A 14772-nucleotide genomic window follows, 5' to 3' on the forward strand; every position below is an offset into this window, starting at 1 on the left:
TGTTTTTTGGCCGTGCTATTTTTTGCTTTATGGATTTTAAAAATGCTTCTTTACACATTTTTTACTGAATAGTTATAAAAAGTTTACACAGAAACAGCTTTCTATGCTATGATTACTTCGGAATTTTTAAATGGGGGAATCTATGTGAATATCGCTTTGTTTCTAACGATTGTGTTGTCATTAGGGGTGATTTTCGTCAACGGCTGGACGGATGCGCCGAATGCTATTGCAACCGCTGTCTCCACGAGAGTCTTACGCCCGAATATCGCCATTGGCATGGCAGTCGTCATGAATTTCTTAGGTGTGCTAGTGATGACGTATTTTAATGCGCAAGTTGCAGAAACCATCAGCAACATTGTGACTTTTGATTCAGGCGGGAGTTTTCGGGTCTCACAGATCGCATTAGCCGCTGCCTTGTTTTCAATTGTTGTTTGGACGGTCGCAGCTTGGTATTTTGGGATCCCAACCAGTGAATCCCACGCGTTGATCGCAGGACTGACTGGTGCAGCCATGGCCCTTGGTGGGTTACATGCAGTCAATGGCGAGGAGTGGCTGAAAGTTTTGATCGGTCTTGTCGTTTCTACGTTGATGGGCTTCATTGGCGGCTTTCTGATCACGAAACTGATCGTATGGCTCTTTCGCGATACCCAACGGCGAAAAGCCAACAAAATTTTTACAGTTGGTCAAGCCATTGCGGCTGGTGCCAATGCGTTCTTACATGGTGCACAAGATGGCCAAAAATTTATGGGTGTCTTCATGTTAGGGCTGTTCTACAACAATCTTGCTGAAAAGACCGGCAATGGCTTTTCGATTCCACTCTGGGTGATGGTTCTTTGTTCCTTGACCATGGGGATCGGTACTTCTGTCGGTGGGATGAAAATCATCAAATCAGTAGGGATGGATATGGTAAAACTGGAAAAATACCAAGGCTTTTCTGCAGATGTTACCGCTGCGATCTGTTTGTTCTTGTCTTCCGTATTTGGTATCCCAGTTTCAACGACCCATACAAAAACGACTGCCATCATGGGGGTAGGGGCTTCTCGACGTTTTTCTAGCGTTGATTGGCGCATCGTGAAAGAAATGATCTATGCTTGGATTTTAACGTTCCCTGGTTGCGGGTTGATTGCGTTTCTAATGGTGAAAATTTTATTGCTAATTTTGTGAGGAGAGAAAGTAATGGCACGAAAAAAAGGATTTGATTATTTTGCGGCAATGGAGCAGTTGGCAACAAATGGGCATCTAGCTGCGAAACATTTTTCGCTGTTGATCAATGATTACTCTGAAACAGCGTTAAGTGAAGCGGCAGCTGAGATTCATGGATTAGAAAAGGAAGGCGATCAGGTGATCGCTGAGTTAACGAATGAGTTGTACGACTCATTTATCACACCGATCGATCGCGAAGACATCCTGGTCATCTCTGAGCGCTTAGATGATATTTTGGATGGCATTATGGGACTGACTTATTTATTTGAGAATTTGGTCATTACGAAGATCCGCCCCGAGACGAACTTATTTGCTGAAATGATCGTTCAAGCGACACAGGGGGTCGAAACAGCATTAAAAGAGTTTCCGAAGTTCAAAAATTCAAAAACATTGCGTCAAATGATCAACGATGTCAATACGATTGAATCAGAAGCAGATCTTTTGTATTCAAAAATGAAAAAAGCGTTGTTTACGGATGAAAAAGAAGTGCTGGAAATCATTAAATGGAAAGATATTTATGATCGCTTTGAATCGATTATCAACGACACCGAAAGTGCGGTTGATATCATCGATGGTATGGTGATCAAAAACACGTGAGGAACTAGAGAGCATTCAAACGAAAAAAAGAGCAACTCTTGCGGCAGTTATCTGCCCAAGAGTTGCTCTTTTTGCTTATAATTGGATCAGCCAATAGCCGATCAAAATGATTCCTAAAACGATGCGATACCATCCAAATACGGTAAAATCATTCCGTTTGATGTAGTTCATCAAGAAACGGATCGCGATGATCGAAACGATGAATGACACGATGGTTCCTGTCAATAAGATGACGGTTCCTTGGAAATCAAAGGCATTGCCATCTTTCAAAAACTTGAAGATTTTCCAGGCACTGGCACCAAACATGGTGGGAATACCTAAGAAAAATGAAAATTCAGCAGCAACATAACGAGAAGCGCCGATCATGATAGCACCTAAGATAGTAGCACCAGAACGAGAAGTTCCTGGGATCAATGCCAATACTTGGAACATTCCTACGATCAATGCCGCTTTGTAGGTGAACTTGTTCAAATCGGTACATTTTGGTGCTTTATTTTTGTTGCGTTTTTCTACCACGATAAAGCCGATCCCATAAACGATCAAGACGATCGAAACGGAGAAAAAGTTGTAGAAGTGCGCATCTAACCAATCATCTAACGGTAATCCGATAATAACCGATGGCAAGACCGCCACGACGACTTTAAACCATAACGTCCATGTATCTTTTTTCTCTAACTCATTTTTCTGCGGTGAAAAAGGGTTTAGTTTATGGAAATACAAGTAGACGACTGCTAAAATCGCACCCAGTTGTATGACAACATTGAACATCGTCATAAACTCGGGAGTTACATTCAATCCGATAAATTCGTCGGCTAGAATCAAGTGACCCGTGCTGCTGATTGGCAGCCATTCCGTGATCCCTTCAATGATCCCAAATAAAATCGCTTTTATGAAATTTGTAAAAAACATTGGTTCAGTCCTTTCTATGACAAAATACAACTCTTAGTATACCGTTTCCTGATTCGAATACCAATCTTTTTCCTAAAAAAAGGGGGCAGTTTTTAAAACAAAAACTGCTCCTTTCTTAAAGAAATTGATCAACTGCCAAAGGTTTCTCTTAGGATAAAAGTTCTTGAGAGAGTGCCAAGCCTTTTTTGATGTAATCGGTATTGCCCACTTCAGCAATCGTAAAGCTGCCATCTTCGTAGATCAGTCGAGTGACCGAGCCATTTTCAATATCCATGCGAACATTGTTCTCATCATTGATCAGATGCAAAAGAAAAGCGATCGTTAAGCCGTGAGACACAACTAGCGCATTGCCGCCGCCTTTTTTCTCAACGCGGTAGGCGATATCTTCAAACCCTGTTTTGACACGTTCGGTCAACACATCAAAGGTTTCCGCCCAATTGGCTGTATCTGCGTGGTAGATCGCATTGGCGATCGCCTCAAACGAGACATGATTGGCAATCATATCATCGTAATCAGGAAAGTCAAGAATCCGTGGCAGAACGCCCCACATTTCTGCATCATAGGCACCTTCAAGTGAGCCAAAGCACCATTCACGAATCCGTTTGTCGATATGATAAGGGATCTCTGGTCCTCTGACATGTTCACCCAGTATCAGACGCATCGTTTCGATCGCGCGGCCGCTGTCACTGGATACTGCTTCCACAAAATCCACATCTCGTAACCCGAGTCCTAAATAATGGATGCCTTGTTCACCAGTACGAGTCAATGGGGTGTCGCACCAGCCTTGCACACGCTGCAATGTGTTGAACATGGTTTTCCCGTGACGCACGACATACAATTCCGTTTTTGCCATAAGTAGTAATTCCTCCTTTGGTTCGTCATTCGTTTATGCGTTAAAAAACGGATTGGTCCGTTTCTCAATCTCGATCGTTGTTGGTTCCCCGTGGCCAGGATAAACGGCCATCTGATTCGGTAAAACAAAAAGTTGCGTTTGGATGCTGGTCAGCAATTGCTCAAGGTTGCCAGTTGGTAGATCGGTCCGACCGATGCTGCCTTTAAATAAGGCGTCTCCAGAAACGACAAACTTGTCAAAAATAAAACTGACGCTGCCGATGGAATGACCTGGGGTTGCAACAACCTTAAAGGACATGCCAGCTATCTCGTACTCTTTCAATTCTAGCTCGAATTCTGCTGGACGTGCGGTGATGGTTCCTAATTCAGGATGACGACCAGAAAGGTTTTTCATAGGATCACTTAGCCATTCTTGCTCAAGTGGACTAACGTAAACGGGGATCTGATAATAATCCCGCAAATGGTCAACTGCACCGATATGGTCATAATGAGTGTGGGTCAATAAAATCGCTGCTGGTTTTACGCCTGTTTTTTCGATCTCAGCGATCAATCTCGCTGCTTCTGCTCCAGGATCAATAATCAACAAAAAATCTTCTTTCCAAATAAGGTAACAATTTTCTTGAACGGGTCCTGTCACTAAACCAATGATTTTCATGCTAAAACCTCCTAGGATCACAAATACTTGTGTCTGACTATAAGTATAGCTTAAAGTATAAGAGGAAACAAAGAAAGGTTTTTAGGAGTGAAAAATTAATGATAGAAACGATGAACACAGAAGACAATCGTCAGGCGATCTGTCAATGGCTCAATTATTCAACGAAAAAAACAGAGGCAGTGAGTGCCTTTTCCGATCAAGAGCAGCTTTCATTTGCATTTTTTGACAATCACGATCAACTTGGTGGGTTGATTGGGAAACGGACAGGTAATACGATTCATATTCAATTGTTTGCAGTTGATCCAAACCATCAGAATCAAGGGGTGGGGAAACAATTGATGGAAGCACTTTTCGATCACGGTAAAAAAGCGGGGTGTCGTTCCGTGACAGTTACCACCCAAGACTACCAAGCGCCACAGTTCTATCAAGCGGTCGGCTTCGAACAATTTGCTGTGCTTTCTGACACACCTGTACTTGGCACGGATAGGCTTTATTTCGTGAAGATGCTGTGACCACCCTATGGCAGGCAGGTGATAAGGCTAACCAATAGTTTGATGAGAGAAAAGCTCAGAATTATTGTGGGAATTCGAAAATTTTTCTAAGAAACCGCATTAGCAAAAAACTGCTGTTATACTAATTAAAATAAGAAAGCGCGTGTTTCGTTTGAAACTGGTCTAATTTTTTCCTGCAGCAGAAACCTTCGTCGTGACTAAGTTCGGGGAAAGTAAGTGTTCAGGACCTTGTGTTCGTTTTGATTGGTATACATCAACTTTTTGTAAGAAGGTGTTTTTTATGAAAAAATCGCTCCAATTCTTTTTCACTGTATGCTTTGCTGTGCTTCTTTTAGCGAGCTGTGGTGAGGAAGAGCTATCCATCGATGATTCGAAAGAAGTTTCTGAAACCGTTACTTCCGCCTCAAAAGCGGTTGAAAATGGCGACCTTGATTTGATGTTGATCCAAGATGAGAGTGTCATCTTTCCGCAAAGCCAAGGGGTTTATGATTTCCATGAGAATGAGTTGACGATCGTTAAGCAGTATTTGCCGATGGCAGACTTAGAAGATAGTTCAGCCAGCTCTAGTGATGTTGCCTTGTATAAAGGACAAATCGAAAGTGATTTTCAGCGTCATTTTTCTCATTCAGAGGTACAGTTGTCCAACGATCCTTATCAAATTTACGAGATCACCTATCAAGATGCCTCATACATCGTCGAAGGAAAACGTTTGACGATCATGGCAGATGGGCGAACCTTTGAGTTCACCTTAGATCCTAATAATCAGAAGGCCTATGATCAAAATGGCGTTAGCTATGACATTCAGGTCGATCAATAAATTTTCTTAAAAAAATATTCCTGCTTTACTTGCTTAGGTGAGTAGAGTAGGTTTTTTTGGTAACCTTTCGTCAAACCCATTTTCTGGAAGTGGAAATGGCGTTGATTACCTGATGAGAAGGCATTTTGCCGCAAGTGGTTTTTTTAGAGATCAAACCTATTTGGATAGGATACTCTCCGCAGAGGATGAAAAGCTGTTTCTGTTCGCTTTTCCAAAAGTGATCTATCCGCTATAATGGCAAACGAGAAGGTGAACACGTGTATAAAGGAAAAGTTGCGGTTAGAAAAATCGTAGAATTTATTTTGCGCAGAGGCGATATTGATAGCCGCAAAGTCAGTAATCATACCGCACAAGAAGGCGCCCGTATCCATCGCCAACTACAAAAAGAGGCTGGGGATGCGTATCAAAAAGAAGTCTTTTTCAAACGAGAAAGCCAAATTGAGAAAGATTCGATCACTGTCGAAGGACGTGCCGATGGTCTCTTTTTTGATGTAGCTGTTAATTCTTGGGTGATCGATGAGATCAAAACTTCAGAACCAGCTTTCGAAGATATCCCTGAAGATCAAATCGATTTGTTTTTTGCCCAGGGAATGGTTTATGCTTATTTGTTTTTACTACAAGAAAATGAACAAGCAGCGCTTAATGACAGTGAAAAACAAGAGAAACTAGAAGCAGAAGCTACTGCTGATGGAGAAAATGATCCGAGGAGACCCATCGATCGGATCGCCGTACAATTGACTTATTATCAAACCACTGAAAAGCTGACCACCCGTACGAGAAGAACATTTCAGTTCTCAGAATTAGCTGTTTTTTATGAAGAATTACTTCAGGAATATCATAAATGGTTAGTTTTTCAAGAGAATTGGCGCCGTGTCCGCAATACGTCTTTGCAGCTGCTGTCTTTTCCCTTTGAAACCTTTCGCAAAGGGCAGCGAGAGTTAGCAGCAGCGGCGTATAAAACACTAAAAAATGGCAAGCGACTTTTTGCGGAAGCGCCAACGGGAACTGGAAAAACCATGTCAACGCTGTTTCCCGCATTAAAAGTTCTCGGGGAAGAAGGGGCAGATCGGGTCTTTTATCTGACGGCGAAGACGATCACCAGACAAGTGGCTGAAGATGCGTTGAGCAAGTTAGCAGACAACGGTAGTGAAACCAAGAGTGTCACGATCACTGCCAAAGATAAAATTTGCTTTCTGGATGAACGAAACTGTACGCCAGAGCATTGTCCTTATGCACAAGGCTATTACAATCGAATCAACGAAGCTTTGTGGGATCTGTTGCATCACGAAAACCAAATAACTCGAGAAGTGATCGAGATTTATGGAATGAAGCATACGGTTTGTCCCTTTGAGCTTTCACTGGATGTCAGTGTCTTTTGCGATGTCATTATTGGTGATTATAATTATTTGTTTGATCCAACCGTTTATTTACGGAGATTTTTTGAAGAGCCAGACGAAGAGTATTTCTTTTTAGTGGATGAAGCCCATAACTTAGTTAACCGTTCGAAAGAAATGTATTCCGCAACGATCTTACGACAGCCATTTAAGGAATTAAAGAAGAAGCTGCCGAAGGATCAACAGAAATTAAAACGCGCACTAAACAGAGTTGATAAAGAATTTGCGGCTTTAGCCCAATTAGCAAAAGAGGAAGGATGGTCATACCACCATCAAGCAGCTCCCCATGAAACAATGGTCAATCAGCTATACAAATTAGCTGAATTGATGAAGGAATGGTTGCCGGCAAACCCTGAGCATGAATTGCAAGAAGAAGTGCTGCAAGTGTATTTTGAAGCCAACCATTATTTGAAGATCAGTGAATTTTATGATGATCACTACGAAACGACGGTGGAGATCGACCGCTATGATATCAAACTACGGCAATTTTGCATCGAACCAGCGCCGTTTTTGGAATCCGTGTTAGATAAGGGCAAGGCCAGCCTGTTGTTTTCTGCGAGCTTTACCCCTTTGTCGTATTATCAAGAAGTATTAGGTGGCGGCGATGAAGCTTTGCGCTATCGCTTGCCAAGTCCTTTTGATCCGAAAAATCAGGGGATTTTTATTGCGGACTATATTCAAACGACGTATCGCCAACGTGAAGCCAGCATTCCTGCGATCGTTGATGCGATCCAGCAAATGACGGCAGCGAAAGCGGGAAACTATATGGTCTTTTTCCCATCTTATCGTTACTTGGATGATGTGGCGGCAGCATTTTCTCAACAGGCGCCAGAGGTGGCGATCTTGATTCAGGGGACTGCTATGAACGAAGCAGAGCGCGAGGCGTTTCTTGCGCAGTTTCAATCTTTTGACTCGCAACAATCATCCTTGCTGGATAAAAGTCAAGACGAACCAAAGAGTCAACCAAAAACATTGGTGGCATTTTGTGTCCTTGGAGGAATTTTTTCTGAAGGGATCGACCTAAAAGGCGACCGCTTGATCGGTGCAGCAGTGGTCGGAGTCGGACTACCGCAAATCAATCACGAGCAAGAATTGATTCGGGAATATTACGATGAGAAAAAGGCAGCTGGCTTTGCGTATGCCTATCAGCTGCCAGGGATGAATAAAGTCCTGCAAGCAGCCGGTCGAGTGATTCGGGATGTCAGCGATCGTGGCGTGGTGTTATTGCTGGATCAGCGCTTTCGGACACCGCGTTACCAAGAACTTTTTCCACTACATTGGCAGCATGCCTTGCAGATTCGTCGGCCGCAAGAGTTATCAAAGGCATTGACTCATTTTTGGCAAGAAAAAAACTAGAAGCAGAGCTTTCAAGAGCGGTTGCGCAAAATCAGTAGATAAAGCTGATTTTGCCTAACCATCACGTTAGACTCTGTTCTAGTTTTTTTGATTAGCGATAATTTGTAAATTGTAAATCGATCGTCAGGGGCAGTTTACGCAACAATTGGATCACCTCTTGCAGATCGTCACGACTTTTGCCTGTTACCCGAATTTGATTGTCTTGAATTTGGGTTTTAACTTTTAGCTTGGCGTTTTTGATCGCTGTCGTTATTTTTTTGGCGTTTTCTTTATCGATGCCATTGATCAATTCTGCCGTTTGACGAGCTTTTGCCCCCAAGGCATGCTCCGTTTCGCCAAATTGAATATTTTTCGTTGGTACATTCCGTTTGATCAGCTTCGCAAAGAGCACATCTTTGATTTGATCCAACTTAAATTCGTCATCTCCAACGATCGTCAGTTTGCCCTCAGTCATCTTGATTTCTACCGTGGAGCCTTTAAAATCAAATCGGTTTTTCAATTCTTTTTCCGCCTGTTGAATGGCGTTTTTCACTTCTTCTGTGTTGATCTCAGATACGACATCAAAACTTGCTTCTTTTGCCAAAATCAATCACTCCTCTCATCTCTTACCTATGATTTTAACATGGAGGCGAACGATGCGGGAATGAAAAGTAAATTTTTGCAAATAATTGTTTCATTTTTTCACACAAACTGCTATTCTTTGGAAGGAGATTTTTAGTGAAGGAGCTAGATCATTGTGAGTAAGTTATTAACGAAGCACGAACAATCAGAACGATTGAAAAAAATAGGGGTTATTTTGCTGTCAGGTATCACTGCAGCCATTGCTTTAAATTTCTTTTTGATTCCCGCAAACGTTCTTTCTGCTGGGATGAACGGGGTCGCCCAATTGATCGTGGCACTTGCCTTGGAACATTTTGGCGTTCACCTTAGTACAGGGCTGTTTATTTTCCTCTTAAACTTGCCTATCTTTGTTCTCGGGTTCATCAAACTCGGGAAATCATCGACACTATTGAGCTTTATCAATGTCGTTGTCGTTTCCGTCTTAACGATGATCCTTCCGCAAGGAGCGATCACTGACAATATTTTGGTTAACGCTTTGCTAGGGGGCGTACTGTTGGGCGTCGGCGTTGCGTTTTCACTGAAAATGGGTTTTACCACCGGCGGAATGGATATCCTTTCGTTGATATTATCAAAAACGACTGGAAAAACAGTCGGTAAATATATGTTTATTTTAAACGGCATCATTGTCATGGTCTCAGGTTTCGTCTTTTCTTGGGAAAGTGCCTTGTACACGATCATTTCGATTTTCGCGATGAGCTACGTTGTGGACATGCTGCACACAAGTCATCAAAAGGTAACGGCAATGATTATTACGACCAATGCGGAAGCTGTTGGGAAAAATATTTCTAAGCATGTGTTTCGCGGCATGACTTTGTTCCCCTCAGTCGGAGGGTATTCAGGCGTACCTGGCAATATGATCATGATGGTCGTGACGCGCTACGAGATCTACGATTTAGAACAAGCCGTTTTACAAGCTGACGGCAATGCGTTTATTAATTTTGTGCCGACCCAATCGATTACAGGCCGTTTTGCGACAGATGATGAACAACGGACCTTTAAAACGACAGGGGTCTTCCCAGAACTGAAAATACACAAGAAAAGCCGGCCATAATCAAGGATCGTCCATTTACAAATCTTGCAAAAGAAGGTATTATTTGAAACAAGAATTAAAGGAGGTCTTCAACCGTGGCATATACTGAAGTAGAAGCAGAAGCAATCAAAGAGCGTGTCTTGGCTGCCTTGGAAACCGTGATTGACCCTGAGTTGGGGATTGATATAGTGAATCTAGGCTTAGTTTATGAAGTCGAATTTGATGCAGAAACAGGCAATACCGTAATCAAAATGACCTTAACAACAATGGGCTGTCCCTTAGCCGACGTATTGACTGAATCGATACACGAAGCACTAAGCGATATTCCAGAAGTCAAAAATCCAGAGGTAAAATTAGTCTGGTATCCCGCTTGGACGACCGATAAAATGAGTCGTTACGCACGGATTGCTTTGGGGATTCGTTAAGGATTTTCAATCATAGAAAGTTGTTTCATATTTGTTAACTAGATGGAACAAGCTGTTTTCTTAGGTGTCGGACAGTTGGCAAAATGAGGATATAAACACAGAACTCTTTTATTAACTTTGAAAAAGTTGGTAGAAGAGTTTTTTTATAGAATACTTTCTTAAATAAACAGTTACTTGGTGAAAAAGTTATGCTTTTTTACTAAAAGCATTAAAGAAAATCATATATTTTTAAACCTGAAAGCTCAACGTATTTTCCATTCATATGACAACTCAAAGTGAGTTAGTATTTAACTTTGCCGAAATAGTAATACTTTCTATAAACCTTCGATCATTTTGACAAAAAGAGAGCACAGATTAAATTCTTATTCATCCACATTGATAACCTTAAGATGCATCCCAGAAAGCATGTCTAAATAAACGTTACTGAATTTAGTCAGAGGCTTTGGGATACGATGAATTTTCCTTAAGGAGTCAATGTAGAATGAAGAAGGATGATTCTAGGAATATTTTTTCAAAGGTCATGTGATTTCATCCTACCAACTGACTCTTGGTTAACAAATATACAAATGTGTTCTATGCAACCATACATATAGGAAAACGATAGCCAAACTACAGTTTCGGTCAATCATTTAGCGAGTTACATATTTTTATTAGAGATTCGAGATTAATTAATTGTATTAATGTATAATTATAGTTAAGTTGTAAAAATGATTTGGTTGATTCCCTTGATCATAAAAACAAAAAGGAGTGTGTTTTGTGGATTTTCTATTTACTTTATTTGCTTTTATTTTCGTCGCAGTTATCTTATATCATATTGTCGAATTCTTAAAGGATCAATCTACGCCAGAAGTGGCAGTACTTGCCACGCTAGTAGATAAACGAATGACTAGTAGCACGAATATTGCTGCAAACGGCTTTACGAATCAATCCATTACCTATTATCTTTTATTTGAAATCGCAAGTGGCGAAAGATTAGAATTTAAAGTAGGGTATGGAAAATACAAATTATACGTCATCGGAGATACTGGAGTGTTGAGGTATCAAAGAAAAAGGTTTAATTCACTTGATAGGTAAAAAATTTGTATGTATATAGTATGTGTTTATTCGTTTTCAATTTCAAAAAAAGTTGAACAGTCAATTAAAAAACTCCTATTCAAGTGTCTTATCATTTGAAATGATTTGAATTGTACGCTTTCGATGGAAAACGCCAGTATCATCGAGTAACACTTGAGAATTTCTACTTATGAGGTCGCATAAATAAAACCAAAACCGAAGGGAATTTCCTGCGAGGAATGGCTTAATTTAGTTCACCCATTCGTTTTATTGGCGGAAGTGATGAGCTACGGATAGTTTTTAAATACTCATAAATAGAATAGATTGCTTCACCAAAATCTCGTGACTCATTGTTACGAGGTTTTTTGTTTTTTACGTGACTTCAGAAATAATTGCAAAAAGGAAAAATCGTTCTTGGTTTTTCACAAACATTTTCTCTTTCAAGTGACAAAGTCGTTGCCGTTTTGGGTTAGGAACGATTGGGTTGCTGACGATCCAATGGTTAAAAATTGCGGGTGTGAAAAAGATTATTGGCATTGATATTCAATCAGAGAAACTGAAACAAGCATTAGATTTAGGTGTCACCGATACGATCGATCCTAGTGTTCAAGATCTTGAAAAAGAGATTTCTCGGATAACGGATGGTTTAGGCGTGGCTATTGCAATGGAATGTGCAGGTACTAAAATAACTGAAGAACAATGTCTCTTAGTGACAAAAAAAGGCGGGAAAATTGGATTTCAAGGGATCACTTATTCTGATGTTTTGATTAAGCAACGGGCATTTGAAAAAATCTTTCGCAGTGAATTAACCATTAAGGAGTTTTGGAATAGCTATTCTGCGCCTTTCCCAGGCAAAGAATGGTTTGATTCAATCACCTTTTTAGAAAGCGGACGCTTGAGTGCCAGTCATATGATTTCCCATCGCTTTCCGTTAAAATATCTTCAAAGAGCATTTGATTTAGCGGTAAATAGAAGTGAAAGCTTTAATAAAATCATGATCATGCTCTAAAAACTAAACATTTGATTACAGCACAAACAGATTGTTTTCAAAAACCATTTTTATTCAGCAAGCTTTAACAAGCTGCTATGGATATGGTTTTTTTGATTTGCTACAGTGATTAAATAGGTTGCTCCTTCTAAAACCTGTCCCAATCAAAGACACCGTTGCATTTTCAGAAATGAAACGGTAAACTAGTTGAAAAGATTGGAGGAATGAATCAATGTTAGCTACGAATTTTGGGAAATTTACATACGAAAATCCGTTTATGAACGCCTCAGGAGTCCATTGTATGACGATCGAGGAATTAGATGAATTAGCGGTATCAGCAGCTGGATCATTTGTCACAAAGAGTGCAACGCTAGAAGCACGTGCCGGAAATCCAGAACCACGTTATACCGATTTACCCTTAGGAAGCATCAATTCGATGGGATTACCAAATCTAGGGGTGGACTACTACTTAGATTATGCCATCAAAAAACAGCAGGAAATGACTCAGCAAGCGCCTTTCTTTTTCTCTGTCGCTGGTATGAGTGTGGCTGAAAACATTGAGTTATTGAAGAAGATCCAAGAAAGTGATTTTGAAGGAATCACTGAGTTGAATCTTTCTTGTCCAAACGTGCCAGGAAAACCACAAGTTGCCTATGATTTTCCTTTGACCGATCAAATTCTTGAAACAGTCTTTGGTTTTTTCACAAAACCTTTAGGTGTCAAATTGCCGCCATACTTTGATTTGGCTCACTTTGATGAGATGGCTAAGATATTAAACAAATATCCGTTAACCTACATCAATTCAATCAATAGTATTGGGAATGCTTTATTCATCGATCCTGTTACTGACTCGGTAGTCATCAAACCAAAAGATGGTTTTGGTGGTCTCGGAGGCGAATATGTGAAACCAACGGCATTAGCCAATGTGCGGGCTTTCTATAAACGTCTCAAGCCAGAAATCAAAATTATTGGTACTGGTGGGATCCGTAATGGTCAAGATGCGTATGAGCATTTGTTGTGTGGTGCCTCTATGTTGCAGATCGGCACAGAGTTGCAAAAAGAAGGGCCGGCGATCTTTGAACGATTGACGAAAGAATTAGAAACGATCATGAAAGAAAAAGGATATCAATCAATCAGTGAATTTCAAGGCAAACTAAAAACGATTGATTAAAATGACTTTCTATCATCATCTGTTTCTTTTTATAGAAGAAAGGTGGGGTTAAATGGAGAAATTTCGTAAAACAACTGAGGGCGATTTAACAGAGTTAATGGCGCTGATTGAGGAAGGAATTGCTTTTTTAAAAGCTCAAGGATCACCACAATGGCAAAATGGCTATGGCCCAAAAGAAACTCAAATCAAAGAAGATATTGCAAAAGGTGAAAGCTATGTGTTAGTGAAAGATGGGAAAATCGCAGCGTCTGCGGCACTGGTTTCTGGTGATGATCCTGTCTACAACGCAATTACCGGCGCAGGGTGGGATGGAAACGGTCCGTATCTATCCATTCATCGCGTCGTTGTCAGTTCTCATTTTAAAGGGCAAAAGTTAAGTGCCAAATTGCTGCAAGCTCTTGAAGTGGTTGCATTAGAGCAAGGAATCGTTGATTTGCGTATCGATACGTATAAAGCCAATATTGGGATGCAAAAGAATATCCAAGCAGCTGGCTATCAATATAAAGGAGAGGTAACATTTCCTTTTCCGAATGGAGAGCGATTGGCGTTTCAAAAACGTTTGATCACAAACTAAACATTCTTTTTCCATTCTTGTCACTTGGCTGAAAGAATGGAAAAGGTGTGTCAAAGTGAATTTTTGGTATGAAAATGTGGATAATGGTTGTCAGAATCCTTTCGGCTTGCTAAGATAAGCACGTAAAGGACGGTGCCAAATGAAGAAAAGAATCAAAAAGAAAAAAGCTTATAAAAAATATATCCATGATATTTTTGCAGGTTATGAAGAAATGCTTGAAAATCCAGCGATCGATGAGAAGAAGTTCTCTTATTTGAAAGAAGAAACAACCTTAAAACGAGACGATCAAAATCAAATCCGTTTCCGTACGATCGATATTGATTAAACTACCTTTTGGGTAGTTTTTTTCTTTGTTTTTGTTAATTGGAAAAATTTCAGAAAAAAAGCTTGCTCTTTCATTCATAGAATGATAAAGTATTCAACGTTGGCAATTGAGCCAGCGGGTCAAAACAACAGTTGAAAAATCTTCAAAAAAGACTTGACCAAAAATAAAACAGATGATATTATAACGAAGTCGCAATAATAAAGCAGTTAATCAATGTTGATACATCAACAAAATTAATTAAAAAAAGTTGTTGACAAATAACAAATCATTTGTTATTCTAATTAAGTCGC

At 40.4% G+C, this 14772-nt stretch carries 15 protein-coding genes and 1 pseudogene; 12 read left to right on the top strand and 4 right to left on the bottom strand.

The window, feature by feature from the left end; translation table 11 throughout:
- The first annotated feature begins 108 nt into the window (after positions 1-108).
- Entirely contained in the window at positions 109-1164 is a 1056-nt protein-coding gene (locus tag ACI3E5_RS15205; protein ID WP_005230169.1) for an inorganic phosphate transporter, read from the top strand.
- A 12-nt stretch (positions 1165-1176) separates the two neighbouring features.
- Positions 1177-1800 (top strand): DUF47 domain-containing protein, encoded by a 624-nt coding sequence (locus ACI3E5_RS15210; protein WP_218212507.1) that lies wholly within the window; start codon positions 1177-1179, stop codon positions 1798-1800.
- 75 nt (positions 1801-1875) lie between these two features.
- Here the strand turns inward: ACI3E5_RS15210 and ACI3E5_RS15215 are convergent, their stop codons facing one another.
- The 3 genes from ACI3E5_RS15215 to ACI3E5_RS15225 all read right to left on the bottom strand — a co-directional run bounded on the left by ACI3E5_RS15215 (position 1876) and on the right by ACI3E5_RS15225 (position 4216).
- Complete coding sequence (locus tag ACI3E5_RS15215; RefSeq protein WP_115232404.1) at positions 1876-2709, bottom strand: undecaprenyl-diphosphate phosphatase; 834 nt, start codon at positions 2707-2709, stop codon at positions 1876-1878.
- 148 nt (positions 2710-2857) lie between these two features.
- Positions 2858-3562 carry a histidine phosphatase family protein gene (locus ACI3E5_RS15220; RefSeq protein ID WP_005230175.1) on the bottom strand — a complete coding sequence of 235 codons (705 nt, stop codon included), beginning with the start codon at positions 3560-3562 and terminating at the stop codon, positions 2858-2860.
- A gap of 33 nt (positions 3563-3595) precedes the next feature.
- Positions 3596-4216 carry an MBL fold metallo-hydrolase gene (locus ACI3E5_RS15225; protein WP_325845074.1) on the bottom strand — a complete coding sequence of 207 codons (621 nt, stop codon included), beginning with the start codon at positions 4214-4216 and terminating at the stop codon, positions 3596-3598.
- 98 nt (positions 4217-4314) lie between these two features.
- On the opposite strand from ACI3E5_RS15225, the gene ACI3E5_RS15230 reads away from it, so the two are divergent.
- The 3 genes from ACI3E5_RS15230 (at position 4315) to ACI3E5_RS15240 (ending at position 8295) form a co-directional block, all read left to right on the top strand.
- Complete coding sequence (locus ACI3E5_RS15230; protein ID WP_325845075.1) at positions 4315-4728, top strand: GNAT family N-acetyltransferase; 414 nt, start codon at positions 4315-4317, stop codon at positions 4726-4728.
- Positions 4729-5008: 280 nt separating this feature from the next.
- The gene (locus tag ACI3E5_RS15235; RefSeq protein WP_016611127.1) at positions 5009-5545 is read left to right on the top strand and encodes a hypothetical protein; all 537 of its coding nucleotides are present in this window, start codon (positions 5009-5011) and stop codon (positions 5543-5545) included.
- 257 nt (positions 5546-5802) lie between these two features.
- Positions 5803-8295: an ATP-dependent DNA helicase gene (locus tag ACI3E5_RS15240; RefSeq protein WP_325845076.1), complete on the top strand. Its 2493-nt coding sequence runs from the start codon at positions 5803-5805 to the stop codon at positions 8293-8295.
- 91 nt (positions 8296-8386) lie between these two features.
- On the opposite strand, the gene ACI3E5_RS15245 is transcribed toward ACI3E5_RS15240, so the two are convergent.
- Positions 8387-8878 (bottom strand): YajQ family cyclic di-GMP-binding protein, encoded by a 492-nt coding sequence (locus ACI3E5_RS15245; RefSeq protein ID WP_325845077.1) that lies wholly within the window; start codon positions 8876-8878, stop codon positions 8387-8389.
- A gap of 153 nt (positions 8879-9031) precedes the next feature.
- Between ACI3E5_RS15245 and ACI3E5_RS15250 the strand changes: the two genes are divergently transcribed.
- The 7 genes and pseudogenes from ACI3E5_RS15250 to ACI3E5_RS15280 all read left to right on the top strand — a co-directional run bounded on the left by ACI3E5_RS15250 (position 9032) and on the right by ACI3E5_RS15280 (position 14482).
- Positions 9032-9967 carry a YitT family protein gene (locus ACI3E5_RS15250; protein WP_498855883.1) on the top strand — a complete coding sequence of 312 codons (936 nt, stop codon included), beginning with the start codon at positions 9032-9034 and terminating at the stop codon, positions 9965-9967.
- A 74-nt stretch (positions 9968-10041) separates the two neighbouring features.
- Entirely contained in the window at positions 10042-10371 is a 330-nt protein-coding gene (locus ACI3E5_RS15255) for a metal-sulfur cluster assembly factor (RefSeq protein WP_005231940.1), read from the top strand.
- A gap of 756 nt (positions 10372-11127) precedes the next feature.
- Positions 11128-11445, top strand: a complete 318-nt coding sequence (locus ACI3E5_RS15260) for a DUF2500 domain-containing protein (RefSeq protein WP_015509816.1) — start codon at positions 11128-11130, stop codon at positions 11443-11445.
- A gap of 442 nt (positions 11446-11887) precedes the next feature.
- Positions 11888-12433 (top strand): annotated as a pseudogene (locus tag ACI3E5_RS15265) (zinc-binding dehydrogenase); the annotation flags it as partial.
- Between the two features lie 211 nt (positions 12434-12644).
- Positions 12645-13583 (top strand): dihydroorotate oxidase, encoded by a 939-nt coding sequence (locus ACI3E5_RS15270; protein ID WP_325845078.1) that lies wholly within the window; start codon positions 12645-12647, stop codon positions 13581-13583.
- Positions 13584-13635: 52 nt separating this feature from the next.
- Positions 13636-14157 carry a GNAT family N-acetyltransferase gene (locus ACI3E5_RS15275; RefSeq protein ID WP_005230207.1) on the top strand — a complete coding sequence of 174 codons (522 nt, stop codon included), beginning with the start codon at positions 13636-13638 and terminating at the stop codon, positions 14155-14157.
- 139 nt (positions 14158-14296) lie between these two features.
- Positions 14297-14482: a hypothetical protein gene (locus ACI3E5_RS15280; RefSeq protein WP_005230211.1), complete on the top strand. Its 186-nt coding sequence runs from the start codon at positions 14297-14299 to the stop codon at positions 14480-14482.
- Positions 14483-14772 lie beyond the last annotated feature (290 nt).

The organism is Candidatus Enterococcus avicola (assembly GCF_047470845.1).
GTDB classification, from domain to species: Bacteria; Bacillota; Bacilli; order Lactobacillales; family Enterococcaceae; genus Enterococcus_D; species Enterococcus_D casseliflavus.